We start from the raw sequence: 26,633 nt of genomic DNA, 5'->3' as shown, positions 1-26,633 counted from the left end.
AGATGTTTCTTTTGACACTATCATACCATCATATGCTGGGACATATCTTTCTTTTCATGAGTTATGCTAAAATAATAAACACACATGAAGGAGAAGAAAGGAGACATAGCCATGTCACTGCAAAATCGCTTACAAGACTTACTGAAAGAAGGACAGGCGCTGACCGACTTTGAATATGATGAAGCGGCGCGCCGCAATTGGACATTAGAAGGGGCGAGAATAAAAGAAGAAGCCCGTTTTGGCGATGTATATATAGAGCGTGTAGACAAGGAATCAGAGAACATGATTCAAACAGAAAACGCCTCATTTCTAAACACACCGCTTACATATGTGAAAAAACATCAAAAAGAATTCATTTATATCGAATCCAAGTGGTTTGATGTCGTGAAAGTGGATGGCTTGGCCATTGAATGGGATGAAGTGTTTCAAACGTATACCGTCCTATTCGGTTTAAAACGTCCTAAAAAAGACACGAATATTCTAAAGGACATGCTATCGCCATTAAATGGTGCTCAGCTTCAATTTAATGGACAAGATGGCTTATTTGATGTGAATTTGCAGCTTCTTGAGCTTGAGGATATCCACGAAGATACGGCTTTCATTGACGTCATCTCGGCCGTGTATCGATTTTTATTCCGTATGATCATACAGCTTGAAATCAATGAATCAAAAAACGGCTCAAATTCCTGAGCCGTTTTTTTGTCCATCTATTCATTTGATGAAGGTGTGACAAACCGTACATCATGCTCTTTTCCATATTGAAGATAATCTTCATTTGGCTCCTGATTGGTCACGACGATATCAATCTCGTGCAAATCACAAAACGTGGTCAAGGCGTAGTGATCGAATTTGCTATCATCCACTAATAAAAAGGTTTTGGCACTTTTTTGAACTAGCGTCTTTTTAATATCGGTTTCAAGCGGAGACGAATTCGTGACGCCGTGATCAATGGATAAACCAGTTGATGCGATAAAGGCTTTATTGACATTGTAAGCTTTTAAGCGCTCAACACTTTGATAACCAACGAAAGAATTCGTTTTTCTTTCAAGCATCCCGCCAGTGGAAAAGATGGTGAGATTTTCATAAGGCATTGCCTGTGTAATGAAATCCACATTATTGGTCACAATGGTCACCTGTTTCTCCGTCAAATAGGGGAGCATCTCAAGCGTTGTCGTACCAGAATCAATAAAAATCATATCCCCGTTTTCCACAAAAGTGGCAGCCGTCTGACCGATCAATTGCTTTTTACTGAGCTGACGGATCTTTCGCTCCTGGTACACCACTAACGTTGAGTGGTTCACAGCCACTCCGCCATACACTTTTTTGAGTACGCCGGACTCGACCAATGCCTGTACATCTCGGCGTATCGTGTTTTTTGAGACACCAAAATGCGCCACAAGCTCATCAAGTGAGGCAGATTCCCGGTCAAACACATACTCTTTGATTTGCTGAATCCGTTTTGTTTTTATCATACTTCATATCTCCAATCAATCCGAATGTCCTTTTTCCATTATACCAATAAATTCTCTTACATGGATTAGGTCAATTGATTCTCTTTTCTCCTTTGATATAAAAGCGTATGATAGAAAAAAGAAAGAAACCAGAAAGGAACTTTCACTTCTATGAATCAATCAAACAACCCATTTTCAAAGCTTGCGAATTTTAGAGAAGTAGGTGGGCTTCAAACAACAGATGGGATGGTGATCAAACAGGGAATGATTTATCGATCCGCAGACTTATCCCGTTTGTCGAAACAAGACATCGAGATATTCTCAGCACTCGGAATTCAAACCGTTTGTGACCTCCGTACAGCCTCAGAACGTAAATCACATCCGCCAAAGATCAAGGAACACGACAAAATCGTCCATATTCCGATGCAGCCTGACAGTAAGATGCCAAGTAAATGGACCATGTTTCGTATGCTGGTAACAGAAGGGAAGTCTCTCTCATTTACACCGATCATGAAAGAGTTATATCAAAGCATGCTGACAGAGCGTAAAGAAGAGATTCGGCAGCTGTTCACACTGCTTTCAGATCAAAGCCATTACCCGCTGATGCTTCACTGCACGAGTGGCAAGGACCGTACAGGTTTTTTATCTGCCCTGATTCAGTTGGTGGCAGGTGTACCGCAGGCTGTCGTTTTAAGTGAATACATGCGTTCCAATGAAGGCGTGCAAATGCTCGTCAGAAGGCAGGAACGATTTGTCCGATTGATGAGTTTATACCGGGTGTCAAAAGAACAAATTCAGCCGCTTGTCGGTGTGCAGCAAGATTATCTTGAAGATGTGCTGCACGAAATGCTGGAGACATACGGGAGTGCAGAGCGGTATTTAATTGAAGCCTGCAAAGTCCCTGAAGCTCAGCTCAATGAAATGAAAAACATTCTGCTTACACCATCTGCTGGCATTCCATCACAAAAAGCGGAATAAACTTAAGATGAGGTGATGCAAAACATGCTGAAAAAGATCAGTATGACAGTTTTAACACTGATGTTGATGTTTGTATTTTTATTGATTCCTTCTAGCAGTCTAGCAGCTCGTGCAGTGCCAAAAGGGAAGCTTGAGAGCACAAGAGAGATGCGCGCGGTATGGATTGCATCTGTTTATAACTTAGATTGGCCCTCAAAGAAGGGGCTGCCTGTAGCAGAGCAGAAGCAAGAGTTTATTCGTTTGTTAGACGAAATCAAAGCGATGAATATGAATGCCGTCATTATGCAAATTAAACCAACAGCAGATGCCTTTTATCCTTCAGCATACGGGCCGTGGTCAGAATATTTGACTGGAACACAAGGGAAAGATCCGGGGTACGATCCGCTTGAGTTTATGATCGAAGAAGCTCATAAACGCGGCCTTGAATTTCACGCTTGGTTTAACCCTTACCGAATCACAATGAATCATACTGATCTCAGCCGTTTGTCTGCCGATCACCCTGCAAGACAACATCCTGATTGGACGATTGCGTATGGTAATCAGCTTTATTACAATCCTGGTATTCCTGAAACTCAGGACTTCATTATCGGCGGTATAGAAGAAGTTGTGAAAAACTACGATATTGATGCAGTACATATGGATGATTATTTTTATCCATATAAAATAGCCGGTGTACCATTTCCAGATCAAGAAACGTATGAAACATATGGAAAAAAAGCATTTACTCATATAGAAGATTGGCGAAGAGATAATGTGAATCAGCTGGTAAAGCAAATCAATGACACCATTAAGAAAGAAAAACCGTATGTGAAATTTGGTATTAGTCCATTCGGGGTATGGCGCAACATAAAAGATGACCCGACTGGTTCAAACACCACTGCAGGAATGACCAACTACGATGATTTGTATGCTGATAAAAGAGAGTGGATTCAGCAGCACGATATTGATTATGTTACTCCGCAAATTTACTGGAGCATCGGCTTTCAAGCTGCCGCTTATGATGTGCTGACGAAATGGTGGTCAAATGAGGTGAAAGGGGAGCCGGTTCACCTGTACATTGGGCAGGCGGCATATAAAATTAATCAAAACAGTGACCCTGCTTGGTCTGACCCGGAAGAATATTTTAGGCAGATTGAGCTGAACAGGCAGTCACAGCTTGTGCAGGGAAGCATGCATTTCAGCCTGAAGGATCTCAATCGCAACCCTTTGAATGTAAAGGATCGATTGATAGAAGAGTCATACAGCAAACCAGCTCTCATTCCAGAAATGCCTTGGCTTCATCAGAAAGCACCTAAAAAACCAATCATTCAATCTGTGAAAAAGACATCGGATGGTGCGGCTTTACAAATCAAAAATGATCCGCATTCTACCGTATCCTATTATGCGGTCTATCGATTAACAAATAAAGGAACATATGAATTGCTGCAAACGGTTAGAAAAGAAAAAGGCGCCATAACAACGATTAAAGACCTCCCAGTCAATCAAAAGAAAATGGATACTTACAAGATTACGGCTCTGAATCGTCTTCATCACGAAAGCAAGCCTTCTACAAAAATAGTGAAATAACAGAAAAAGCATGAGTGAGATTTTCTTCGTTCATGCTTTTTTTCTATTATTCTTGTTTTAATTTTCTGAATTCAATCAAGCTTGGCATGAAGCAGCTGCTTGATTAATAAATATGATAGAAAAGAGCTAAAGGGGGAAGCAAGATGGATTTTGAATTAACGAAAGAACAACAAATGATCCGCCAGATGGTCAAAGATTTCGCCAAAGCAGAAATTGCACCACTCGCTCAAACCATTGATAAACAGGCCGTATTCCCAGCCAAAACGTTTCAAAAAATGGGGGAGCTCGGCTTTATGGGCATCCCCTTTCCAGAGAAATACGGCGGCTCAGGAGGAGATACGATATCATATGCACTCGCTGTAGAAGAAATCGGAAAACAGTGTGCCAGTACAGGTCTTAGCTATGCCGCAGCCGTCTCCTTAGGCGCAAGCCCGCTTTATTACTTCGGTACAGAGGAACAAAAGATGGACCACCTTGTCCCGCTGGCTTCTGGAACAGCACTTGGTTCCTTCGGATTAACAGAACCAAATGCAGGGTCAGATGCAAAAGGGACGAAAACAAAAGCAGTCAAAGACGGACAAGAGTATGTCATTAGCGGGGAAAAGTGCTGGATCACAAACGCCAATTTTGCCAGAACCATTATCGTCACTGCTGTCTCGGATCAAGATGAAAACGGCCGCCCGATCATCTCCGCCTTCATTGTGGAGAAAGGGCAAAAAGGGCTGACCATTACAAATCCATATGACAAAATGGGCGTGCGCGGTTCAGATACAGCAGAAATCATTTTAGACGGTGTACGTGTACCAGCCCAGAATATTTTAGGAGACCCAGCGAAAGGCTTTAAGCAATTTTTATATACATTAGACGGGGGGCGCATTTCAATTGCTGCGTTATCAGTTGGCATCGCACAAGCTGCACTAGATGCTTCGCTCTCGCATGCAAAAGAAAGAAAGCAATTTGGGCAGACTCTTTCTTCCTTCCAAGCGATTCAATTTAAGCTGGCAGATATGGCGATGCAAATAGAGCTCGCTAGACAAATGGTTTGGAAAGCCGCTTGGCTGAAAGATCACGGCAAGCCGTTTACAAAAGAAGCTGCCTATGCCAAACTCTTCGCTTCTGAAATGGCGACAAAAGCAAGTCTTGATGCTGTTCAAATTCACGGGGGAACAGGCTACATGAAAGAATGTGGTGTAGAACGGCTTGTGAGAGATGCCAAGCTAATGGAAATTGGAGAAGGGACCTCTGAAATTCAGCGTCTAGTCATCGCAAGACAACTGTTAGCGTAATCCGATAATGAAAACGCTTACCATCAATGGAGGAGGAAAGCCATGATGTCGATTCATCCACAGACAATCGGCTCGTTATTAAAAGAGAAAAGGGAGCAGCATCCAGGACATGAAGCCATTGTGTATCCAGAACGTTCTTTACGTTATTCATATGAAGCGTTTTATCGAGAAGTCAAGGAAACCGGAAAAGGTCTTATGGCATTAGGGGTTCAAAAAGGGGATCATATCGCCATCATGGCGCCCAATGTACCCGAATGGCTCATGCTGCAATTCGCCTGCGCGTCGATTGGAGCCGTTCTTGTCACCGTGAATACAAACTTTCAATCACAAGAACTCGCTTATTTACTCAAGCACTCTGATAGTAGCATGCTGTTTATCGTAGACGGGTTCAAAGAGACATCCTATGTCAAAATGCTTGATGAACTCATACCGGAGCTTCAAAACGCTCATCAAGGAGAGATCACATCCTCATCTTTTCCTTATTTAAAAAGTGTCGTCTATATAGGTGAGCACACGCCAAAGGGCATGCGCAGCTGGAACAGTATTCAAGCAGCTGCCAAAAGAACAGAGGATCATGAGTGGGAGAAACGAATGGATGAGCTTGCACCGGATGACGTCATTAATATGCAATATACCTCAGGCACAACCGGCTATCCAAAAGGAGTCATGCTCAGCCATACAAACATTGTCTGCAATGCCAGCCAAATCGCAGATTGTATGAAGCTCACCCAAAAGGACCGAATGTGTATCCCTGTTCCTTTCTTTCATTGCTTTGGATCCGTCCTTGGCGTGCTTGCATGTCTCACAAAAGGAGGAACGATCATTCCAATTGAATCCTTCCACCCAGAGCGAGTTCTTCAAACCGTAGAAAAAGAGAAGTGCACCGTCCTTCACGGCGTCCCGACAATGTTCATTGCAGAGCTCGACCATCCGAATTTTCACCAATACGATCTGTCCACATTACGAACGGGCATTATGGCAGGATCTCTTTGCCCATCCCATGTGATGAAAGCCGTCATTGAACAAATGGGACTGAAGGAGCTCACGATTGCTTACGGCCAGACCGAAAGCTCTCCTGTCATTACCCAAACAAGAACGGATGATTCATTTGAAAGGCGGGTTCAAACGGTCGGCCGGGCGCTTCCTCACATTGAAGTGAAAATCACCGTTCCAGGCACGCCGGAGGAAGTACCAAGAGGAGAACAAGGAGAGCTGTGTACAAGAGGCTATCATGTGATGAAAGGCTACTATAAAAATGAAGAAGCCACAAATGAAGTGATTGACCAGGACGGCTGGCTTCATACGGGTGATTTAGCAGAGATGGATGAGGACGGCTATGTGAAAATCACAGGACGGCTGAAAGATATGATCATTAGAGGCGGGGAGAATGTTTATCCAAAAGAGATTGAGGATGTTCTTTATACTCATCCGGATATTCTTGATGCACAGGTCGTTGGTATACCTGACGAGACGTATGGAGAAGAAGCCGCCGCATTCATTCGGCTTAAAAAAGGTAGGACGGTGACAATTGAGACACTCACCAGCTATTGTCAGTCGCAAATGGCACGCTACAAAATTCCTAAATATTTTTTCATCACTGACGAGTATCCAATGACTGCATCAGGGAAGATTCAAAAATTTCGTCTGAAAAAGCAGGCGCTTGATCTAATAAAGGAGTGAAGGCAGCAATGTTTCAAAAAGTACTGATTGCAAATCGAGGCGAAATTGCCCGGCGAATTATTCGAACGTGTAAAAGGCTCGGGATCTACACCGTCGCCGTTTATTCAGAAGCAGATCAACATGCACTTCATGTGCAAGAAGCAGACAGCGCCTATCCGATTGGAGGCGCGAAAGTATCTGAAAGCTATTTAAACATGGAAGCAATCATTAGGGCAGCCAAACAGACAAATACAGATGCCATCCACCCAGGATATGGCCTCTTATCAGAAAATGCAGCCTTTGCAGAACGCTGCCGCAGCGAAGGAATCGCCTTTATTGGCCCATCCGCACAAGTCATTCAGCGAATGGGGAATAAAATTGAAGCAAGAAAAACGATGGCTCAAGCAGGTATCCCCATTGTACCAGGCGTTTCAGCTCCGCTGCATGATGCAGAAGAAGGGGTCAGTCAAGCGCAGTCACTCGGTTATCCGATCATGCTCAAGGCATCAAGCGGGGGCGGAGGAATTGGCATGCAGCTCGTGCAAAATGACGATGAGCTGTACAGGGCTTTTGAAGGGAATCAAAAAAGAGCGCAAAGCTTTTTCAACGATGGGACGCTGTATATGGAAAAGGTCATTGAAAACGCGCGTCACATTGAAATTCAGGTCCTTTTTGATTCCTTCGGCCATGGGGTCCACTTATTTGAGCGCGACTGTTCACTCCAGCGAAGACATCAAAAAATCATTGAAGAAGCACCAGCCGCCTGTCTCGAAGAATCGGTGAGACATCAAATGGGGGAGATGGCCGTCAAAGCAGCCAAAGCGATTGGGTATGAAAATGCAGGAACGATTGAATGTTTAGTCGATCAGCATCAACAATTTTATTTCCTAGAAATGAACACGAGATTACAAGTAGAGCATCCTGTCACAGAAGAAATTACAGGCATTGACCTTGTTGAGGAGCAGCTGAAAATCGCTGCACGTGAGCCGCTTTCCTTTAATCAGGAGGATATTCATCAAATCGGTCATGCCATCGAGGTTAGAATTTATGCGGAAGATCCCGTCACCTTTTATCCATCACCAGGAACAATCACTCGGCTCTCCACACCTGAAGCTCCGTATATCCGTCATGAGTCAAGTGTGACAAATGGAAGCCTCATTACCCCTTTTTACGATCCAATGATTGCGAAAATGATCGTTTACGGTGATACGCGAAAACTTGCAATAGAACGATTAAAAGGGGCATTACAAGCATATGAAATAGAAGGGATCAAAACCAACTTACCGCTTTTAAGGGAAATGGCCGGATCTTCTGCTTTCTTACAAGGCAGCATCACAACCGATTTTCTCATGAAAAAAAGGGAGGGAAACCGTTCATGAAAACTGTCACGATTCAAATGGCCGGAAACTTATGGAAGCTTCTTGTGAAACAAGGCGATGAAGTGCAAAAAGGACAGGAGGTTGCCATCTTAGAATCAATGAAAATGGAGATTCCGATCGTTGCTGAAGAGACCGGAACCATCAGCAAAGTGCATAAGGCAGAGGGAGAGTTTGTCGATGAAGGAGAGGTTCTTCTAGAACTGACAGAATAGGAGGGAGCCAGATGGCATTACCAAAGAGTGTGATTATCAGGGAGGTCGGCCCGCGGGACGGACTGCAAAATGAATCAGTCTGGCTGGACACAGGCGAGAAGCGAACGTGGATTGACCTGCTCGCAGCAGCCCAGCTCCCTTATATTGAAGTCACATCATTTGTTCATCCTAAATGGGTTCCAGCCTTAAAAGATGCCAAAGAACTCACCCAATCCTTTAACAAAAAAGACGACATCACCTATGCAGCACTCATTCCCAATGAAAAAGGCTTAGCTCATTTTTTTGAAGCCAATCTTGACACAGGCGCTATGTTTATCTCTTCGAGTGAAACACATAACAAGAAAAATATGAATCAATCCATCCATGAAACACTTCCTGTTATCAAACAAATGACAGCTGATTTAAAAGCAGCAGGAAAAAACACGCGCGCGTATATTTCCACTGTGTTTGGCTGCCCGTATGAAAAACAAGTGCCAATGGATCAAGTCCTCCGGTTAACGGAGATTTTGCTTTCTTATGGCATTGATGAAATATCTCTCGGTGACACCATCGGTGAAGCCCATCCGCTTCAAGTAGAAAGGCGCTTAGACATTTTACTTGAACGTTTTCCTGCTGATAAAATCGCTCTTCATTTTCATGATACGAAGGGGATGGCTCTTGCCAATATTTATACGGCATTAAAAGCAGGGATTACCATATTTGACTCCTCCAGCGGCGGGCTTGGCGGATGTCCTTATGCACCTGGTTCCAGCGGAAATGTGGCGACAGAAGATGTGGTGCATATGCTTCAAAAACTAGGAATTGAGACAAATATTCACCTTCCTGCATTAATTAAAGCGGCAGAATGGATTGAAGCAAAAGTAGATCGAACCCTGCCTAGTCACTGTTTACGCGCTTTTCACTCTCAGACTACTTCATAAAGGATGAATAACATGACATCATTGGTCCATTTTTCGATACAAGATGAACAGATCGGCATCATGACCTTAAACAGGCCAGAACAAGCGAATTCCCTATCTGCTCTAATGCTGGAGGAGATCAATCAAATCATTCAAGAAATCAAACACGATGAAAGCATTCGCTGTCTGCTCATTACAGGAGCCGGTTCTAAAGTCTTTTGCGCTGGAGCAGATTTAAAAGAACGACGATTGATGACAGAAGCAGAAGCAAAAGGCGCTGTTCTTTCGATTCAGCAAACGTTTATCGAGATTGAATCTATTCCTGTACCTGTCATTGCAGTGATGAACGGACACGCACTAGGCGGAGGACTTGAGCTCGCGCTCGCTTGTGATCTCCGCATTGCACGAGCCGGAGCAAGACTCGGCCTGCCAGAAACAGGACTAGCTATCATACCAGGAGCCGGAGGGACGCAGCGGCTTCCGCGCCTCATTGGACTCGGTAAAGCAAAAGAACTTATTTTCACAGGCGCATCATTACAAGCAGAAGAAGCCATTCAAATCGGGCTCATTGAGCATATCTCTTTAGCAGATTCCCTCATGAACGAGGCCATCTCTCTTGCAAAACAAATCATCAAAAATGGCCCGCTTGCCTTAAAAGAAGCGAAACAAGCGATTCAATCAAGCCTTGATCACGATTTGCATACAGGTTTGACAAAGGAATACGAAGCCTATCTACGGCTCATTGAGACAGAAGATCGAACGGAAGGTCTTCAAGCCTTCCAAGAAAAACGCACGCCTCAATACAGAGGCAGGTAGCAAGAAAGGGGAATGGGTATGATCGAAGAATATGAACTGAAAAAACAACGGATTGTAAAAGGCGGGGCTGAGCGATACCATCAAAAAAACAAAGAAAAAGGAAAATTGTTCGTCCGTGACCGCCTCCAGTTGTTATTAGATGAAGATTCTTTCATTGAGGATGCCATGTTTGCCGAGTGTCAAGATGAACATTTACCAGCAGATGGTGTTGTCACAGGGACGGGGCGGATGAATGGGCAGACTGTTTGCGTCATGGCAAATGATTCTACCGTCAAGGCAGGATCATGGGGCGTCAAAACGGTAGAAAAAATCATTAGAATCCAGGAAACAGCCGAAAAGCTCAACTGCCCAATGCTGTATTTAGTTGACTCTGCGGGTGCTAGAATCACCGATCAAATCGCCATGTTTCCAGGCAGAAGAGGCGCAGGCCGCATTTTTTATAACCAGGTGAAGCTGTCTGGACGTATTCCGCAAATTTGTTTACTATTTGGTCCTTCGGCAGCCGGAGGTGCTTACATTCCTGCTTTTTGTGACATCGTCGTCATGGTCGAAGGGAATGCCTCAATGTACTTAGGCTCACCGCGAATGGCCGAAATGGTGATTGGAGAGAAAGTATCACTTGAAGAAATGGGCGGGGCAAAAATGCATTGCAGCATTTCTGGATGCGGCGATATTTTAGCAAAAACAGAGGAAGAAGCCATTCAAACCGCCCGCACTTATTTAACTTACATGCCTGCCAACTATACAGAAAAACCAAAACGGGCAGCCGCAATCGCACCTAAACCATCAGAGATCACCCTCCAGGACCTTATCCCTAAGGGGCAGAATACCCCTTTTGATATGTATCAGCTCATTGATTTACTTATTGATGAAGGATCATTTTTTGAAATCAAAAAGCTGTTTGCCGCAGAATTGATCACAGGCTTTGGCCGTATGAATGGTCAGCCTGTCGGTCTTATTGCCAACCAGCCGAGGGTAAAAGGCGGCGTTTTATTCCATGACTCAGCCGACAAAGCCGCCAAGTTTATTCAGCTATGTGACGCCTTTCATATTCCACTCCTTTTCCTTGCCGATATACCGGGGTTTATGATCGGAACAAAAGTGGAACAAGCAGGCATTATCAGGCACGGGGCGAAAATGATTTCAGCCATGTCGGAGGCAACAGTTCCGAAAATATCCGTCATTGTTCGTAAAGCATACGGTGCAGGTTTATATGCAATGGCAGGTCCAGCCTTTGAACCGGACTGCTGTCTCGCTCTTCCATCTGCGCAAATTGCTGTCATGGGGCCAGAAGCCGCTGTAAATGCTGTCTATGCGAATAAAATTGCCGAACTGCCTGCAGAAGAGAGGGCGGCATTTATACAAGAGAAACGCAAGGAATACCAGGAAGATATGAATATATATGAGCTTGCCTCTGAAATGATTGTCGATGGTGTCATCCCATTTGACCATTTGCGAGATGAGCTTTGTCATAGATTACAAGCCTATACCTCTAAAGAGATGACATTTACAAGACGAAAACACCCGGTTTATCCGGTCTAAAGGGGGCGGCCTCATGATGAACCTAAAACCAGCGTGGATACCCGAAGAGCAGATGATGAAACAAACACGCCTTTACAAATGGATGCATTCACTTGGTTTTTCTACTTATGATGCGTTCTATCAAGCTAGTATCAAGCGCACCGATTGGTTTTGGAGAGAAGCCGAAAAGGCGGTCGGCATCGTGTGGAAGGAGCCGTATGAAGCCGCATTAGGCCAAGATTCATTCATGTGGCCCAATTGGTATAAAGGCGGCCGGCTCAACGTGGTCGAAACGGCTGTTGACAAATGGGCAGAGAATGAAGAAACCCAGCATCAACCAGCTGTGATTTGGAGAAATGAAGCGGGAGAAGAGAGAAGATGGACGTTCCTCGAACTTCAGGAAAAGGTCAATCGTCTCGCTGCTGGTTTTTTGAAGAAGGGAATACAAAAAGGGGATGTGGCGGTCATTTATATGCCGATGCTTCCGGAAACGGCTGCCGTCATGCTTGCCTTTGCAAAGATTGGTGTCATCTTTAGCCCGGTTTTTTCTGGCTATGGAAGCGAACCTCTTGCCGTACGTATTCGTGCATCAGGTGCAACCATTGTCGTCACAGGCTCTAGCGTGACGCGCCGGGGAAAGACGATCAACATGCGTGAATGTGCGGCAGAAGCGATCGACAAAACCAAGACTGTCCAATCAGTCATTGTACATGCTTCCTCTTCTACTGGATATAAAGAGGATATTCAGCTAAACGATTTGTTAAAAGAAGAACCAATGAGTGAAACGACTTATCTTTCAAATGAAGATCCCCTTATGATCTTATACACGTCTGGAACAACCGGTACACCCAAAGGGGCTGTCCATACACACGCAGGCTTTCCTGTAAAAGCGGCTTTTGATGCCGGTCTTTGTATGGACGTTGCAAAAGGAGACCGTTTGTTTTGGCTCACAGACATGGGATGGATGATGGGTCCCTTTCTCGTCTTTGGCGGCTTGATCAATGGAGCTGCAATTGTTTTATATGACGGCGCCCCCGATTATCCAGATGAACAGCACATTTGGTCATTCATCCACGATCAAAAAGTCACCCATTTTGGACTTTCACCTACTTTTGTTCGATCTGCGATGCAGCAAAACCTTTCAGACATTGAGCTGCCGCACGTGAAAGCCATCATTTCTACAGGTGAACCGTGGAATGAAGCACCATGGCAATGGCTTTTTGACACCATTGGTCAAAAGCACATTCCGATCTTAAATTACTCAGGGGGAACAGAGGTTTCTGGCGGAATTGTAGGAAGTACGCTGCTTCGCCCAATCAAACCGATCCTTTTTAATGCGGCAATCTTAGGAATGGCGGCAGATGTGTATAATGAGGCAGGAGAGAGCGTCCTGAATGAAGTAGGAGAGCTTGTTGTGAAAAAGCCGTGGGTCGGCATGACATGTGGGTTTTGGAAAGATCCGAAGCGATATGAAGACACCTATTTCAAACGATTTGATGGGGTGTGGACACACGGTGATTGGGTGATGCAATCAGAGGATGGCGCATTCCATATCACGGGCAGATCGGATGATGTCATTAATACAGCTGGTAAACGCATTGGTCCAGCTGAAATTGAATCCATTCTTGTCGGGCATCCAGCCGTACATGAGGCTGCTGTGATTGGAGTAAAGGATGAGGTGAAGGGAGAAGCACTAGTTTGTTTCATTGTGGCAAGTTCACAGTCTTTCGAAGAAGCAGCATTCATTCAAGAGCTCAAAATACATGTTGGTTCATATGCGGGAAAAGCGCTCACACCAAAGGAAATTCATCTCATTTCAGCTTTACCGAAAACAAGAAACGGAAAAATCGTCCGTCGTTTATTAAAAGGAGCTTATGAACAGCAGCATTCACCAGATCTTTCGTCTCTAGATAATCCTGATGTGTATAACAGCATTTGCGAATACTTGAAAAGAAAACAAAATCCATAAAAAAAGACAGGAGAGCATCCTGTCTTTTTTATTGCACATGAAAATTCGTGCCATCTGTTGTTTCTTTTACAATACCTGCCCGAATCACAAAATCACCGAAATGTTCATGTTCCTCGCGTTCTTTTGCATAGCGGGGGAGAAGAGAGCCAAGCTCGTTTAAAATGTCTTCTTCTCCTACATTTTCTCGGTACAGTTTACTTAATCTGCTGCCATCAAACGCAGCGCCAAGATACATGTTGTATTTACCAGGTGATTTCCCGATAAAGCCAATTTCACCAAGCGCATGACGGGCGCATCCATTTGGACATCCAGTCATACGAATCGTGATTTCTTTATCACTTAAGCCATTTTCTTCGACAATCTCTTCAATTTTGTCAATCAAGCGCGGGAGGTAGCGTTCTGCCTCTGCCATTGCTAAGCCGCATGTCGGAAGAGCAACACAGGCCATTGAACTGCGGCGCAGTGCAGAGTGCTGCTGTCCATCTGACAAACCAAACTCCTCAATGAGCTGCTCGATTTGTTTCTTTTTGTGAGATGTGACGTTTCCAATGATCAAATTTTGATTCGCTGTTAAGCGGAAGTCACCTGTATGAATCTTCGCGATTTCACGAATGCCTGTCATCAGCGGGTAGTCATCGTAATCCGTGATGCGTCCGCCTTCTACAAACATCGTATAATGCCATCTGCCATTGATGCCTTTTACCCAGCCATAGCGGTCACCGTTATGATCGAAGTGATAATCTCTTGCATCTAATAGGGTAAATCCAAGGCGGCGTTCCAGCTCTTCTTTTACATTCTCAAGACCGAGGCGGTCCACTGTATATTTAAAGCGGGCATTTTTTCTTACCGAACGGTTTCCATAGTCACGCTGAATGGTGATCACTTGTTTGGCAATCTCTACAACTTGTTCCGGTGTACAAAAGCCAATTACTTTTGCGAGCTGAGGATAGGTCGCTGTATCACCATGAGTCATGCCCATTCCGCCGCCAATCGCGACATTAAAACCGACCAATTGATCATTTTCAATAATCGCAATGAAGCCTAAATCCTGCGAAAACACATCAATATCGTTAGCAGGAGGGACCGCCACACCAATCTTGAATTTTCTTGGCAAATAAAGCGGACCATACATCGGCTCAACCTCTGTATCAGGCGTTGCTGCTACCTTTTCCTCATCAAGCCAAATTTCATGGTACGCTCTTGTTTGCGGAAGCAGGTCATCACTTAATTTTTTGGCGAGCTCGTATACATCATGGTGTACTTCTGATTGATAGGGGTTTGATGTACACATGACATTACGGTTCACATCGCCGCAAGCAGCGATCGTATCAAGCATAGTGGAATGAATGTCTTGAATGGTCTTTTTCATGTTCCATTTTAAAATACCGTGAAGCTGAAAGGTTTCACGAGTTGTCAGCTTTAACGTACCGTTTCCGTATTGATGAGCAAGCTCATCCATTACAAGCCACTGTTTGGATGTAGCAATTCCTCCAGGCAGGCGGACGCGCAGCATAAATTGATAGGCAGGCTCAAGCTTTTGTTTTTGCCGTTCATTTCTCAGGTCACGATCATCCTGTAAATAACTGCCGTGATGCTTCATCAGACGGTTGTCATCATCAGGAATACCTGCTGAAATCGGATCAAGCATCACTTCTTTTAAAGTACCCCGTAAATAATCACTTTTTTCTTTGATTTCCTCTACGTCGCTCGGAGGTCCATCCGGCACTGTTAATGCTGTCTTCACCATGTAAGTAAAAGCTCCTTTCTTTCAAGCATTCAATCAATATACGTCACGCTGATAGCGTTTTTGCTGCTGCAAGTTGGCTAGATAGCTTTCAGCTTTCTCTTTGCTCATCGCACCTTCTTCTTGGATGATTGATAGAAGGGTATTATGAACATCATGCGCCATATGTTTTTCATCTCCGCAGACATATACATAGGCACCTTGCTCCAGCCATTCGAATAATTCTTTACTTTGTTTCTTCATTTGGTGCTGGACATATACTTTTTCCTCTGAATCTCTTGAAAAAGCCACATCCATTTTCGTTAACACACCATCTTTTAACCACTTTTGCCATTCGGTTTGATATAAGAAATCCGTCACAAAGTGCTGATCACCGAAGAACAACCATGACTTTCCGTCTGCACCGACTTCCTCGCGCTCCTGCATAAAGGAACGGAAAGGGGCGATGCCTGTGCCTGGTCCTACCATAATGATCGGTGCTTCAGGGTTTTCAGGAAGCTTAAAGTTTTGATTGTGCTGGATATAAACAGGCAGCTTATCACCTGGCTCTAAGCGCTCCGCACATAAGATTGAGCAGACACCTTGACGTTCTCTTCCGTGAGCATCATATCTCACAGCACCGATCGTCAAATGAACTTCTTCTTCATTTGCTTTCAGGCTGCTTGCAATGGAATAAAGGCGAGCCGGAATTTTTCTTAAAATGGCAGTGAAATCTGCCGCTGTTCCTTCAAAAGGACCGAAATCACGAGCAGCATCTACTAAATCTCTTCCTGCTATATATGCTTTTAACTTTTCTTCGTTTCCTTCTTCTAAAAGGGCCTGCAAGGCTTCGCTTTTTGTAAAGGACGCCATCTTTTGAAGAAGAGGTTTTGTCAATACGGTAATCTCAAAATGAGAGGTAAGTGCTTCTTTTAAAGGAAGCGTGTCGCCGTTTTTATGAACGGTTACGGCTTCCTCTGCATTCCATCCGCATGTTGTGATCAATTCATCAACAAGCGCAGGATCATTTGTTGGATAAATACCAAGGCTGTCACCCGGCTCATAAACAAGTCCTGATCCTTCAAGAGAAAGCTCCAAATGACGGGTTTCTTTGTTAGAACCGCGGCCATTTAGATTGATATTTTCAAGCACTTCAGCATAAAAAGGATTTGTTCTTGAGTATTCAGATGCAGCCGTTTGAGTGTTTGCTTCAGCTGATTCCTGCGGGGCTGCTGCGGCTCCGCCTTCGCTAAGTGAAGATGCCACCCCTTGAAGCCATTCAGAAAACGGCTCATCATAATCAAGATCACAGTCCACTCGATCGAAAAGACGCGTTCCGCCAAGCTCTTTTAAGCGCTCATCAAATTCTTTACCTGTTTGACAGAAGAATTCGTAAGAGCTGTCACCAAGTGATAGGACAGAAAAGCTTAAATGATCAAGCTTTGGTGCACGTCTGCCGTGAACATATTCATGGAAAGAAAGGGCATTATCAGGCGGATCTCCCTCGCCATGTGTGCTGACGATAATCAGTAAATTGTTTATTTTTTTCAGACTATTTGGTTTAAAATCTGACATAGAAGAGAGCGTCACTTGAAAACCTTTCTCTTCAAGATGCTGCGCTGTCTTTTTTGCTAACCCTTCAGAATTGCCTGTTTGTGAGCCATAAAGGACGGTCACATCTTTGCTGATAGGCTGCGCTGGTGCTGCGGCAGAAAGAGAAGGGGCTAGGGCAGTATTTTCTGATCCGGCTAAAGCTGCCTGTGCTGATAAATAACCGGTAAGCCAAATTTTTTGCTGATCTGTTAAAGTCGGAAGCAGCTGATTAAGCAGTTCTGCCTGCTCCTGACTAAACGGACTGTTCAATACATGAAGTTGCAACGATATCCACCTCACAAGGTATATAAACATAGATTAATTCGATAGGAATTATATATATAGGTTCAATTTGAACTTTACCGAAAGTTTGCCATTAAGTAAAATATATAATATTGATTGTCATGATTAAGATTTCTAATACCTTTGCAAAGTGACAGAACTTGAAGGTCAATCGCTTAACTGTATAAAGCACCTTAAGAAAAATGGGCCGTTTTGAATGAAGAAGCGATCGTAAGGGATTGAAAAGGGGTGTATGAAAGTTGATGCAGATAAAGTTTAAAAATATAAAATGTTTTCGGCTTGTCATCTTGATTTTTCTCATTTTATTAGTAGCGTGCAATTCTCCAAAGGACAATATAAAAGATTCATACAATCAGAATAAAACAACAGCATCTTTTTCAAAAAAAGGCATCCTGCTAAGAAAAGGGGAGACGAATTTACTTCTTATAAACAATAAAACGCCATTAAAAAGCGATGATTCATTGAAAACCCATCTTCTTATTGAAAAGTATAAAAATGATCTCATCGTTATGGATTTAACAAAAGTAGATTCTAAAGAGCTGTCACAGGGTCAAACGATTGAGGTTTGGTTTGATGAGTTACAAGAATCGTTTCCTCCTAAAGCAAAGGTCGAAAAATATAAAATCATGATGGATAAGTAGGGGAGCAGGGGGCAGATTCTTTCTATCATGAAAAAAGGAGAAAAACCTTAGAGTTTTTCTCCTTTTTCAAATTATGCTGTTGGAAGTCCCATCACAGCTTTCACTTCTAAATATTCCTCGATCCCAAAGTCTCCCCATTCTCTTCCGATACCAGATTGCTTAAAGCCGCCAAACGGGGCAAAGTAATCTGTTTCGGCGTTGTTAATGGTAATTTGACCGGCACGAATATGTTCAGCTACATATTTTAGTGTTTTTTCATCTTTTCCAACCACATAGCCAGCAAGACCGTACACTGTATCATTGGCAATCTCAAGGGCATGATCCAAGTCTTGATATGTGATCACACTCATGACGGGTCCGAATATTTCCTCTTGCGCAATGGTCATATCATTTTTCACATTTGTGAAAATAGTATGCTTGGCGAAATATCCTTTGTCTAGTCCGTCCGGCTTACCAGTTCCCCCAGCAAGCAGGTGAGCACCTTCTTCAATTCCTTTTTCAATATAAGACTGCACGGTATCCCATTGCTTTTTGGAGACAAGCGGGCCAGTGGCGTGATCTTCTCTCGGATCACCAACTGTAAACTTCGGCAGGGCATTCAGCAGCGCTTTTTCAAATGCGTCTTTCATTGATTCTGGAATCAGCACACGTGTAGCTGCGGAACACACTTGACCTGTATTCATCGCAATATGATGAACGGCTGTTTCGGCTGCCTCATCCACATCTGCATCATCTAAGACGATAAGAGGGGATTTCCCGCCGAGCTCAAGAGCCACTTTCTTAATATTGTCTGCAGCATTTTCCATTATTTTAGAGCCGACAGCACCTGATCCCGTAAATGAAACAAAGTCAATATCAGGGTGTGAGCTAATGCCGTCACCAATGACATCACCAGTTCCGTTAACTAGGTTGAAGACGCCTTTCGGTACGCCAGCTTCATCAATGATGTCTGCAAGAATCATTGCGGCAAAAGGTGTAATTTCCGCAGGCTTTAAGACAACTGGTGAGCCAGCTGCAATGGCACCCGCGATTTTAAGTGATGTTTGATTTGTTGGGAAATTCCAAGGTGTAATCAATCCGCTGACACCAATCGCTTCTTTTATAATAGTGTGCCCGCCGCGGTCCTCAGTAAATGTATACGATTTAAGTGCTTCCGCTGCTTTAGAAAAATGTTCATGTCCCATTTTGTAATGAACCTCTTCCGATACTTTCAGCGGTGCACCGAGCTCTTGTGTCATGACTTCAATTAGTTCATCCTTACGCTTTTCGTAGCCACGCACAATGTTTTCCAGCATCTTTACGCGTTCATTTCGAGATGTTTTTGAGAAAGAAGGGAAGGCGGCACGAGCAGCTTTGACTGCCTTATCTAAATCTTCTTTTGTTCCTAAACTAATGGTGCCAATGACTTCCTCTGTAGCAGGATTGATGACTTCCGTCGTTTCGTTTCCTGTTGATGCGATCCATTCTCCGTTAATAAAATGTTTCTCTTGATTTCTCATTCTGACATGTCTCCTTTTTATATGTGATTCCATTCAATATTCTGTTTTCAGGTGATATAAAACTGTACCCACTGTGAAAAATCTAAAACGATGCAACTGTAAAAGAAAAAGTTTCTGATATAATACGCAAAGTGGGACATATGTCCTTTTCAACATCAGGGCATCTATCTTTTAATGGAACTAGACTGAAAAAGAAGGAGCATTTGAACGAATGAAAGGTGTTATTTTCGCTTTATTAGGAGGCGCTTGTATTACACTGCAAGGCGTAGCAAACGCAAGGATCAGCCAGGATATCGGCACATGGCAGGCGGCAACCATCACGCAGCTGACCGGCTTTATGATCGCACTGATCATTTTACTGATCGTACGTGACGGACACTTCAGGGAATATCGAAAGGTGAAGCCACTGTATTTAATTGGAGGCGCATTTGCAGCCATTATTATTTTCAATGAAGTGACTGCGATTCAAATGATCGGTGTCACACTGACCATCGCTGCTTTACTCATTGCTCAGCTTGCTTTCACCTTTGCAATCGATGCAAAAGGATGGTTTGGTGTACAGAAGAAGAAAATGAAATGGCAGCATTATGCAGGAATTCTATTGATGATCGCAGGCGTCATCATTTTAAAGCTATAAAGGAGGGCGTCAGATGGAGGAGCTTCATGATGAATCTCTATTTTCCACTTATCTCAAGGCACATGAATTAGAAAACGTCTTTCATCAGAAACTCATATCACACGTCAGCTTATGGCGCTATGAGCAAGGTGAGCTGATTTGTTCAAAGGGAGATCAGAGGGAGCACTTGTACTTGTTAGTAAAAGGAAAATTAAAGATTTTCACCACCACAAAAGAAGGAAAGACCTTCATTCTTTGTTTTAAACATCCTCTTGAAGCGATTGGAGATATTGAATACGTTCAGCAGACTGATATGGTCAATACAGTGGAGGCTGTCACAGAAGTACATATGCTAAGGATTTCTCATCAAGCGCTCATGCGCCATGCGAAGGATGACCCCCGCGTGTTAACCTTTTTACTAAAGGGCATCACAAACAAATTTTATACGAAATCAAACGATTTGAGCTTCCACCTTTTATACCCTGTAGAGGTCAGACTCGCAAGCTACTTATTGTCTGTGTTAACAGGGGATAACAGCGCGAGCGCACTGCGTCTTACTGATGCGGCGAGCTTAATTGGTACAAGCTACCGTCATATTAACCGGGTGATTCAGCAATTTTGTGAAAAAGGGCTGATAGAGAGGCGAAGAGGGAAGATTACGATTCTTGACCGGGAAGGACTCTTAGAAATAGCGGAGCGAAACATTTATGAATAGAAGAAATGAAGGGATTCAGACATGATCATAGGAATAGGATTAGCCATCACGGCTGGCGCACTCGTCAGCTTACAAACCATTTTTAACAGTAAGGTCAATGAGCAGACAGGCTCTTGGTCAACGACCACTCTCGTTCTAGGTATGGGCTTTATTGCTTCACTTTTGATGGGTCTTTTGCTAGAAGGAACCGGCATGTTTCAATTAAGACATATGGAAGCGTGGTACTGGATGAGCGGAGCCATTGGAGTAGGGGTGGTCATCTGCCTCGTTCAAAGTATCAAACGTCTTGGTCCGACTTATGGAATCTCGATTGTCCTGATTTCACAGCTCGGTTCTGCGCTTTTGTTCGATTCGCTTGGCTGGCTTGGGTTAGAGAAAGTGGAATTTTCTCCCGCAAAACTATTAGGTGTCATTGTAATTGTTGCGGGGATCCTAGTGTTTAAATTGACCAAATTGGAGTCAGCAGAAGAGGATCAATCAGAAGAAAAAGGGCTGCCACAAGAGTAAGCTGCCCTTTAGATCAACCGCCGCCATAGAACAGTTATCGCGGATAAACCATTTAAAAGGAGCCTTTTCATCAAAGGCTTTTTTTTCTGCCCATAGGACTCCGCTTTATAGGCTGCTTTGTCCTTCGCGACAAGTATACTATAGGAAATTTTACGTTCTATTGCCTGAGTAAGTGATAGCGCAAAAGGGGCACTATCAATGACCAAAATTGACTCTGTATTTAAAAAACTAGACCTCGCATCTAAATTATATGTGCCAATAATACTTAAATAATCATCAATGACCATTGATTTCGCATGAATGGAATACGGACCTTCATATTCGTACAAATGAACGCCTGTTTTCATCAGTTCCTTTTTCGTGCTTAAGTAACCTGCAAAAGCTAACGGATTTGGCGTCGCTGTGAGAGAATTCGTGACAACTGTCGTTTGAATCCCGCTGGCTAAGGGAGTGAGGCCGTCTTTCATGGGTCGTGTCGGGATGACATAAGGCGTCTGTATGAGCACAGAACGCTTTGCCCGGTGAGCTAGATCGTTTAGTTTTTTGAGCACAAGAGGACGCTTATTGAAGCGCTCCACAGGATTTGTAAAAAATGCAATCTGCTTTACTGAGGTGCCATCTGCTGCCCAATTAAAGGACGACATCACAAAAGGTTCTTTCGCATGCACTGCCTCCTGATAGGATCTAAGCAGTTTCTTTCTTAGTTTTAAGCCTTTCTTTGCTTTTTGTTTAGAGAACACTGCTTTTGTTCTTTTCGTAAAGTCATGATTCCATAAATAAACGAAGTATTGCTCCATTTCATCTAATACTTTTCCTTTTTTGTCGTTATAAAGCAGCACATCGCGGTCAAATGCAAAATCTTTAGGGGGCTGATCTGCAAAGTATTTATCACCGATATTTCTTCCGCCCATCACAGCCACTCGGCCATCTGCCAGCAGCAGCTTATCATGAAGGCGGTTATGCCACGTCCATGGCTTAAATAACCGAAAGGGCTCATAAAAACGAATGGCCATGTTCGGGTGATTTGCCACGGCATATCGTAAATCTTTTAGCGGTCCACGCAAACTGTGGCAGATGCCGTCTAAAAGCAGCTGAACTTTCACCCCTCGATCAGCAGCTTCAATTAAAGCACCTAGTACCCATTCGGCTGTTTTCCCCTTTTGGATGGAATAATAACTAAGGCGGATCTTCCTCTTTGCCTCACGAATCATTTGGATTCTGGCCTGACCGGACACAAATCCATCGTCAAGAAGCATCACTTGATTTGTGCCCTGATCGTCTCCTGAGATCGAAGAAGCTTTATAGATACAATGTTCTTTGCATGTTTTTTGGATCGGTAAATAAAACAAAACAAATGCGGTCAAAAAGACATAAACGACATAGAGAAGGATCAGATAAAACAAAAGATGAAGCATACGGATCAGCTCCTTTCACATAGACACAACTTTTCTTTAGTTTATGTCAAAAATAAAATTTCACTCATTTTCGCCTTTCATCTAAATACATGACAAAAGAATCATCTTGTTTTTATTGGGCATTTAATTATAGTATGAAATGAATAAGGGGGAATCGATTTGAATGAATCATTATTTAACATCCCAAGTGATGTATATCAAACGTTAAGTGAAACAGAACGATATTTACTCAATTATATTCACCAGCATTTAGAGGATATCTCCACCTTATCCATTGTCACTTTAAGCGAAAGAGCCAATGTATCAACGGCCACGATTGTCAGACTGATGAAAAAAATTGGCTATAACGGCTATACATCCTTTAAATATCGATTGAAACAAGAAAAGAAAATGACAGATGCAAGCGACCAGCTCAAAAATATTGATGAAGACATCAAACTAGCAATTCGGAAAAATGAAGAAGAGGTTTTAAAAACGATACAGCTGCAAAGTATTGGACAAATTGAAGATGCCGTTCAAAAAATACATAATGCAGACAAAATTTATATTTTCGGCAGAGGCTTCTCAGAGATGATCGCCAAAGAAATGACCATCAAATTACAGCTCATCGGGAAAACATGTGAAGTACACGACGATCCGAATATCATTCGGCTGAAATCGCGAGACATTGAAAAAAGTGAGCTTGCCATCTTTGTTTCATTAAATGGCGAAACAGCTGAGCTTGTTGAAGCGTGTCAAAACCTCAGTATGAAGCAAGTCACAACCATTACGGTGACGACAAGAATAGATTCTACATTAAGCAAAATATCAGATATGACACTAGTCGGATATAAAGGGGAACAATCTTTCTTCCCAGATTATGAAGTCAGATCCCGCCTGTCTCTTCATGTCATTGCCCGTATTTTACTTGACGCCTATGTGATCCGAATGAAATAACCAATAAGAAAGCCTTCGAGACTTTGATCTGGAAGGCTTTTTCTCATGAAAACCTTTACACATTCTGAAAACATTTTCACTGAATCGTATGAGATACTTTCTTTAGAGAAAAGAAAGAAGGTGAAACCAATTGATTTATACCTGCACCTTAAATCCTGCTATTGACCTATATATTGCATTAAAAGAAATGCGGGCAAATGCAGTCAATCGCACAGAAGATGAAGATTATCAGCCGAATGGAAAAGGCGTGAACGTGTCAATTATGCTAAAGAAATATGGCTTCACCAGCACTGCACTAGGATTTATTGCTGGATTTTCAGGCTCTTATATTGAACAATCTTTAAAGGATCTCTCCATTCAGACCGATTTTATCTCGGTTGAAGGCATTACACGCATTAATGTTTTTATTAATACGACAGAAGAATACAAGCTCGTGAATCAAGGCCCAGCGATTGAAGAAAAAGCGCTTCACGCCTTTCGTGAGAAAATTGCGGCTATCCCGCAGGGAGGCATCCTCATCATGTCAGGCAGTCTGCCAAAAGGCGTTCCTGCCAGCATCTTTTCAGAAGTAGCAGCTATTTGTCATCAACAGAAGGTCAAGTTCATTTTAGACACAAGCTCAGCAGCTGTTCTTGAGACGCTTCAATACAAGCCGTATTTATTAAAACCGAATGAAGAAGAAATTGCAGCTTTTTTCGGCAAAACACATCCTTTGTCAGAAAAAGAACTCATTCAATCAGGAGAGAAGCTCATTGAGATGGGTGCAGAGCAAGTGCTTATTTCCCGCGGGGGAGAAGGGGCTTTATTCATTACGAAGGACGCAGTGTTTAAAGGAAACGCACCAACAGGCACTGTCGTAAACACAGCTTGTTCTGGAGATGCGATGCTCGCAGCTTTTCTTAGTAAACACCTTGAAGAACATTCACCTGAAGAATGCTTACGCTACGGCATTGCAACGGGAGCATCCACTGCGTTTTCAAAAGGCTTAAGTGATTTACAAGATATTGATTCATTGATTGAGCAAGTACACATTCAGAAGATATAAGGGGGAATAACACATGAGCCGTAAAAAAATTGTCGCTGCAACCGGCTGTCCAACAGGTATTGCACACACATTTATGGCAGCTGAAGCATTAAAAATCGCTGCTGAGCAGCTAGGGGTCGACATTAAAGTCGAAACGCATGGTCAAGTAGGAATTGAAAACGCTTTAACTGATCAAGACATTATGGAAGCAGATGGGGTCATTGTGGCAGCTGACAAAGATGTAAATACAGATCGTTTTCACGGCAAACCACTGATTGAAGTGCCTGTAGCCAAAGGCATTCGCACGCCGGCTGAGCTGATCCAGAGCATTATAAATGGAGATGCTCCCGTTCATCAAGTGAAAGGAAGAGCTTCTGGAACAGAAAAACCATCTGCTCCTTCATCCTCTCAACAAAAGTCGGCAAATAAATGGATACACACCATCTATAAGCACTTAATGAATGGTGTATCACACATGCTGCCATTTGTCGTTGGAGGCGGGGTCTTAATTGCCCTTTCTTTCTTATTTGGTATCTACTCTGCTGATCCTAAGCACGAAACGTATCATCCGTTTGCTGCCTATTTGAAAAGCATTGGAGGACTTGGCTTCAGCTTAATGGTACCAATTTTAGCAGCATTTATCGCTGATTCGATCGCAAAACGCCCAGGGATGGTCGTCGGATTTATAGGTGGTCTCCTTGCAAATGATGGAGGTGCTGGATTCTTAGGTGGTATTATCGCAGGTTTTGCAGCAGGATATATCATTTTATTGCTTCAATTCTTGCTTCAAAAATTACCAGCATCACTTGATGGATTAAAATCAATCTTCATCTATCCTGTCATCGGTATTTTCTTAATTGGGGCTGTCATGACCCCGTTGTTAGTTCCAATTACAGGGCTAAATAATTCCTTAATGGACTTTCTTTCATCTGTACAATCCACAAATCCGCTGCTTTTAGGCTTAATTGTTGGAGCAATGTGTGGATTTGATATGGGCGGACCCTTTAACAAAGCAGCCTATGTCACAGGAACGGCTTTACTTGCAGAAGGTAACCTTTACTTCATGGCAGGTGTGTCAGCAGCATGTATCACACCGCCGCTTATCATTGCGATTGCCACAACGATTTTCCGAAAACATTTCACGCCACAAGAACGAAATGCAGGGGCAATCAACTATATTCTAGGAGCGACACATATTACAGAAGGAGCCATCCCATTTGCGGCCAAAAACCCGGTCGTTGTCCTGCCAATTATCATGTTTGGCTCTGCCATCTCTGCTATATTGACATATTTGTTTGGCGTACAGGTTCCAGCTCCGCATGGTGGATTCCTTGTTCTTCCAGTTGTCACAGGTGCATTCCAATGGGTGCTTTCCATACTAATCGGCTCACTAGTAGGTGCGATTCTCTACGGACTTTACCGTAAAAAAATAGACAACCCCGCAGTTTAAAACGGAGGAGGAGAAATGATGGAACATATCTATATGAATCTTCACGAAACAGCTTCTTCACAGGCTGGCGTGTTCGCAGCCATTGCTGACATTGCCTACAAAGCAGGTATTTGCACCTCACCAGAGGATGTCAAAAAAGGCTTAGCGGAAAGGGAAGCACTTAGTACAACCGGATTTCAAGATGGATTTGCCATTCCGCATACACAAACAGAAGCCATCACGAAACCAGCACTTGTGATCGTCCGCACGGAAACAGGAATTGAATGGGACGCTTTTGATGGGAAGCCTTGCTTTTTCTTCTTATCCTTACTGATCCCTAAAAGTGAAGCAGGGACGACTCATTTAAAAGCTCTTTCAGCCCTTTCACGAGGCTTAATGGATGAAACGAAACGTCAAAAACTGCTGGAAACAAGAACAAATGAAGACATGCTTGCTGTATTAGAAACGGATATTTTAACTAGAGAGGATGTTTGAT

General features: G+C 43.3%; 24 protein-coding genes. 19 read left to right on the top strand and 5 right to left on the bottom strand.

Annotated features, from left to right (window positions below):
* The first annotated feature begins 111 nt into the window (after positions 1-111).
* On the top strand, positions 112-690 hold the full coding sequence (locus tag MHH65_RS09210) for a branched-chain amino acid aminotransferase (RefSeq protein ID WP_135033244.1): 579 nt from the start codon (positions 112-114) through the stop codon (positions 688-690).
* Positions 691-707: 17 nt separating this feature from the next.
* On the opposite strand, the gene MHH65_RS09205 is transcribed toward MHH65_RS09210, so the two are convergent.
* Positions 708-1,472 (bottom strand): DeoR/GlpR family DNA-binding transcription regulator, encoded by a 765-nt coding sequence (locus MHH65_RS09205; protein WP_024425690.1) that lies wholly within the window; start codon positions 1,470-1,472, stop codon positions 708-710.
* A 150-nt stretch (positions 1,473-1,622) separates the two neighbouring features.
* On the opposite strand from MHH65_RS09205, the gene MHH65_RS09200 reads away from it, so the two are divergent.
* The 10 genes from MHH65_RS09200 (at position 1,623) to MHH65_RS09155 (ending at position 13,736) form a co-directional block, all read left to right on the top strand.
* Positions 1,623-2,429 (top strand): tyrosine-protein phosphatase, encoded by an 807-nt coding sequence (locus MHH65_RS09200; RefSeq protein WP_025093168.1) that lies wholly within the window; start codon positions 1,623-1,625, stop codon positions 2,427-2,429.
* A gap of 24 nt (positions 2,430-2,453) precedes the next feature.
* The gene (locus MHH65_RS09195; protein ID WP_342497903.1) at positions 2,454-3,995 is read left to right on the top strand and encodes a family 10 glycosylhydrolase; all 1,542 of its coding nucleotides are present in this window, start codon (positions 2,454-2,456) and stop codon (positions 3,993-3,995) included.
* 143 nt (positions 3,996-4,138) lie between these two features.
* The gene (locus MHH65_RS09190) at positions 4,139-5,281 is read left to right on the top strand and encodes an acyl-CoA dehydrogenase family protein (protein ID WP_034624340.1); all 1,143 of its coding nucleotides are present in this window, start codon (positions 4,139-4,141) and stop codon (positions 5,279-5,281) included.
* A 42-nt stretch (positions 5,282-5,323) separates the two neighbouring features.
* Complete coding sequence (locus MHH65_RS09185) at positions 5,324-6,961, top strand: AMP-binding protein (RefSeq protein WP_111927474.1); 1,638 nt, start codon at positions 5,324-5,326, stop codon at positions 6,959-6,961.
* A gap of 8 nt (positions 6,962-6,969) precedes the next feature.
* Positions 6,970-8,319, top strand: coding sequence for an acetyl-CoA carboxylase biotin carboxylase subunit (locus tag MHH65_RS09180; protein WP_061109558.1), 1,350 nt, complete (start codon positions 6,970-6,972; stop codon positions 8,317-8,319).
* On the top strand, positions 8,316-8,531 hold the full coding sequence (locus tag MHH65_RS09175) for an acetyl-CoA carboxylase biotin carboxyl carrier protein subunit (RefSeq protein ID WP_034284022.1): 216 nt from the start codon (positions 8,316-8,318) through the stop codon (positions 8,529-8,531). The genes MHH65_RS09180 and MHH65_RS09175 overlap by 4 nt, the downstream gene beginning before the upstream one ends.
* Before the next feature lie 11 nt (positions 8,532-8,542).
* On the top strand, positions 8,543-9,451 hold the full coding sequence (locus MHH65_RS09170) for a hydroxymethylglutaryl-CoA lyase (protein ID WP_098677250.1): 909 nt from the start codon (positions 8,543-8,545) through the stop codon (positions 9,449-9,451).
* 12 nt (positions 9,452-9,463) lie between these two features.
* Positions 9,464-10,246: an enoyl-CoA hydratase gene (locus MHH65_RS09165; RefSeq protein ID WP_046311349.1), complete on the top strand. Its 783-nt coding sequence runs from the start codon at positions 9,464-9,466 to the stop codon at positions 10,244-10,246.
* 18 nt (positions 10,247-10,264) lie between these two features.
* Positions 10,265-11,788 (top strand): acyl-CoA carboxylase subunit beta, encoded by a 1,524-nt coding sequence (locus MHH65_RS09160; protein ID WP_098677251.1) that lies wholly within the window; start codon positions 10,265-10,267, stop codon positions 11,786-11,788.
* A 13-nt stretch (positions 11,789-11,801) separates the two neighbouring features.
* Complete coding sequence (locus tag MHH65_RS09155) at positions 11,802-13,736, top strand: AMP-binding protein (protein ID WP_098677252.1); 1,935 nt, start codon at positions 11,802-11,804, stop codon at positions 13,734-13,736.
* A 28-nt stretch (positions 13,737-13,764) separates the two neighbouring features.
* Here MHH65_RS09155 and cysI read toward each other — a convergent pair whose 3' ends face one another.
* Positions 13,765-15,483 carry an assimilatory sulfite reductase (NADPH) hemoprotein subunit gene (cysI, locus tag MHH65_RS09150; RefSeq protein WP_098677253.1) on the bottom strand — a complete coding sequence of 573 codons (1,719 nt, stop codon included), beginning with the start codon at positions 15,481-15,483 and terminating at the stop codon, positions 13,765-13,767.
* A gap of 33 nt (positions 15,484-15,516) precedes the next feature.
* Positions 15,517-17,337, bottom strand: coding sequence for an assimilatory sulfite reductase (NADPH) flavoprotein subunit (locus tag MHH65_RS09145; protein ID WP_024427773.1), 1,821 nt, complete (start codon positions 17,335-17,337; stop codon positions 15,517-15,519).
* Between the two features lie 260 nt (positions 17,338-17,597).
* Between MHH65_RS09145 and MHH65_RS09140 the strand changes: the two genes are divergently transcribed.
* Positions 17,598-17,996, top strand: a complete 399-nt coding sequence (locus tag MHH65_RS09140; protein ID WP_255290977.1) for a DUF3221 domain-containing protein — start codon at positions 17,598-17,600, stop codon at positions 17,994-17,996.
* Between the two features lie 71 nt (positions 17,997-18,067).
* On the opposite strand, the gene MHH65_RS09135 is transcribed toward MHH65_RS09140, so the two are convergent.
* A complete protein-coding gene (locus tag MHH65_RS09135) occupies positions 18,068-19,495 on the bottom strand; it encodes an aldehyde dehydrogenase family protein (protein WP_025093179.1) in 1,428 nt (475 codons plus the stop codon).
* 211 nt (positions 19,496-19,706) lie between these two features.
* On the opposite strand from MHH65_RS09135, the gene MHH65_RS09130 reads away from it, so the two are divergent.
* Genes MHH65_RS09130 through MHH65_RS09120 form a run of 3 tightly spaced genes read left to right on the top strand, consistent with a single transcriptional unit; the run spans position 19,707 to position 21,333 of the window.
* A complete protein-coding gene (locus tag MHH65_RS09130; RefSeq protein ID WP_098677255.1) occupies positions 19,707-20,132 on the top strand; it encodes a DMT family transporter in 426 nt (141 codons plus the stop codon).
* A gap of 13 nt (positions 20,133-20,145) precedes the next feature.
* Entirely contained in the window at positions 20,146-20,826 is a 681-nt protein-coding gene (locus MHH65_RS09125; protein ID WP_098677256.1) for a cyclic nucleotide-binding domain-containing protein, read from the top strand.
* A 21-nt stretch (positions 20,827-20,847) separates the two neighbouring features.
* The gene (locus tag MHH65_RS09120; protein WP_034284003.1) at positions 20,848-21,333 is read left to right on the top strand and encodes a DMT family transporter; all 486 of its coding nucleotides are present in this window, start codon (positions 20,848-20,850) and stop codon (positions 21,331-21,333) included.
* Positions 21,334-21,341: 8 nt separating this feature from the next.
* On the opposite strand, the gene MHH65_RS09115 is transcribed toward MHH65_RS09120, so the two are convergent.
* The gene (locus MHH65_RS09115; RefSeq protein ID WP_098677257.1) at positions 21,342-22,748 is read right to left on the bottom strand and encodes a phospholipase D family protein; all 1,407 of its coding nucleotides are present in this window, start codon (positions 22,746-22,748) and stop codon (positions 21,342-21,344) included.
* Positions 22,749-22,907: 159 nt separating this feature from the next.
* Between MHH65_RS09115 and MHH65_RS09110 the strand changes: the two genes are divergently transcribed.
* The 4 genes from MHH65_RS09110 to MHH65_RS09095 all read left to right on the top strand — a co-directional run bounded on the left by MHH65_RS09110 (position 22,908) and on the right by MHH65_RS09095 (position 26,632).
* Positions 22,908-23,684: a MurR/RpiR family transcriptional regulator gene (locus MHH65_RS09110; protein ID WP_024425669.1), complete on the top strand. Its 777-nt coding sequence runs from the start codon at positions 22,908-22,910 to the stop codon at positions 23,682-23,684.
* Positions 23,685-23,814: 130 nt separating this feature from the next.
* Positions 23,815-24,729, top strand: coding sequence for a 1-phosphofructokinase (gene pfkB / locus MHH65_RS09105; protein ID WP_098677258.1), 915 nt, complete (start codon positions 23,815-23,817; stop codon positions 24,727-24,729).
* Positions 24,730-24,742: 13 nt separating this feature from the next.
* Positions 24,743-26,158 carry a PTS fructose transporter subunit IIBC gene (locus MHH65_RS09100; protein WP_268414592.1) on the top strand — a complete coding sequence of 472 codons (1,416 nt, stop codon included), beginning with the start codon at positions 24,743-24,745 and terminating at the stop codon, positions 26,156-26,158.
* A 15-nt stretch (positions 26,159-26,173) separates the two neighbouring features.
* Positions 26,174-26,632 carry a fructose PTS transporter subunit IIA gene (locus MHH65_RS09095; protein ID WP_024427781.1) on the top strand — a complete coding sequence of 153 codons (459 nt, stop codon included), beginning with the start codon at positions 26,174-26,176 and terminating at the stop codon, positions 26,630-26,632.
* Position 26,633 lies beyond the last annotated feature (1 nt).

The organism is Bacillus sp. FSL L8-0654, assembly GCF_038629965.1.
Lineage (GTDB): Bacteria > Bacillota > Bacilli > Bacillales > Bacillaceae > Bacillus > Bacillus safensis.
This window is presented reverse-complemented; position numbering and strand designations above follow the sequence as displayed.

Excerpts from the sequence above, each read along its gene's own strand:
- MHH65_RS09210 (WP_135033244.1), top strand. The coding sequence starts at position 112 with ATGTCACTGCAAAATCGCTTACAAGACTTACTGAAAGAAGGACAGGCG.
- MHH65_RS09205 (WP_024425690.1), bottom strand. The coding sequence starts at position 1,472 with ATGATAAAAACAAAACGGATTCAGCAAATCAAAGAGTATGTGTTTGAC.
- MHH65_RS09200 (WP_025093168.1), top strand. The coding sequence starts at position 1,623 with ATGAATCAATCAAACAACCCATTTTCAAAGCTTGCGAATTTTAGAGAA.
- MHH65_RS09195 (WP_342497903.1), top strand. The coding sequence starts at position 2,454 with ATGCTGAAAAAGATCAGTATGACAGTTTTAACACTGATGTTGATGTTT.
- MHH65_RS09190 (WP_034624340.1), top strand. The coding sequence starts at position 4,139 with ATGGATTTTGAATTAACGAAAGAACAACAAATGATCCGCCAGATGGTC.
- MHH65_RS09185 (WP_111927474.1), top strand. The coding sequence starts at position 5,324 with ATGATGTCGATTCATCCACAGACAATCGGCTCGTTATTAAAAGAGAAA.
- MHH65_RS09180 (WP_061109558.1), top strand. The coding sequence starts at position 6,970 with ATGTTTCAAAAAGTACTGATTGCAAATCGAGGCGAAATTGCCCGGCGA.
- MHH65_RS09175 (WP_034284022.1), top strand. The coding sequence starts at position 8,316 with ATGAAAACTGTCACGATTCAAATGGCCGGAAACTTATGGAAGCTTCTT.
- MHH65_RS09170 (WP_098677250.1), top strand. The coding sequence starts at position 8,543 with ATGGCATTACCAAAGAGTGTGATTATCAGGGAGGTCGGCCCGCGGGAC.
- MHH65_RS09165 (WP_046311349.1), top strand. The coding sequence starts at position 9,464 with ATGACATCATTGGTCCATTTTTCGATACAAGATGAACAGATCGGCATC.
- MHH65_RS09160 (WP_098677251.1), top strand. The coding sequence starts at position 10,265 with ATGATCGAAGAATATGAACTGAAAAAACAACGGATTGTAAAAGGCGGG.
- MHH65_RS09155 (WP_098677252.1), top strand. The coding sequence starts at position 11,802 with ATGATGAACCTAAAACCAGCGTGGATACCCGAAGAGCAGATGATGAAA.
- cysI (WP_098677253.1), bottom strand. The coding sequence starts at position 15,483 with ATGGTGAAGACAGCATTAACAGTGCCGGATGGACCTCCGAGCGACGTA.
- MHH65_RS09140 (WP_255290977.1), top strand. The coding sequence starts at position 17,598 with ATGCAGATAAAGTTTAAAAATATAAAATGTTTTCGGCTTGTCATCTTG.
- MHH65_RS09135 (WP_025093179.1), bottom strand. The coding sequence starts at position 19,495 with ATGAGAAATCAAGAGAAACATTTTATTAACGGAGAATGGATCGCATCA.
- MHH65_RS09130 (WP_098677255.1), top strand. The coding sequence starts at position 19,707 with ATGAAAGGTGTTATTTTCGCTTTATTAGGAGGCGCTTGTATTACACTG.
- MHH65_RS09125 (WP_098677256.1), top strand. The coding sequence starts at position 20,146 with ATGGAGGAGCTTCATGATGAATCTCTATTTTCCACTTATCTCAAGGCA.
- MHH65_RS09120 (WP_034284003.1), top strand. The coding sequence starts at position 20,848 with ATGATCATAGGAATAGGATTAGCCATCACGGCTGGCGCACTCGTCAGC.
- MHH65_RS09115 (WP_098677257.1), bottom strand. The coding sequence starts at position 22,748 with ATGCTTCATCTTTTGTTTTATCTGATCCTTCTCTATGTCGTTTATGTC.
- MHH65_RS09100 (WP_268414592.1), top strand. The coding sequence starts at position 24,743 with ATGAGCCGTAAAAAAATTGTCGCTGCAACCGGCTGTCCAACAGGTATT.
- MHH65_RS09095 (WP_024427781.1), top strand. The coding sequence starts at position 26,174 with ATGATGGAACATATCTATATGAATCTTCACGAAACAGCTTCTTCACAG.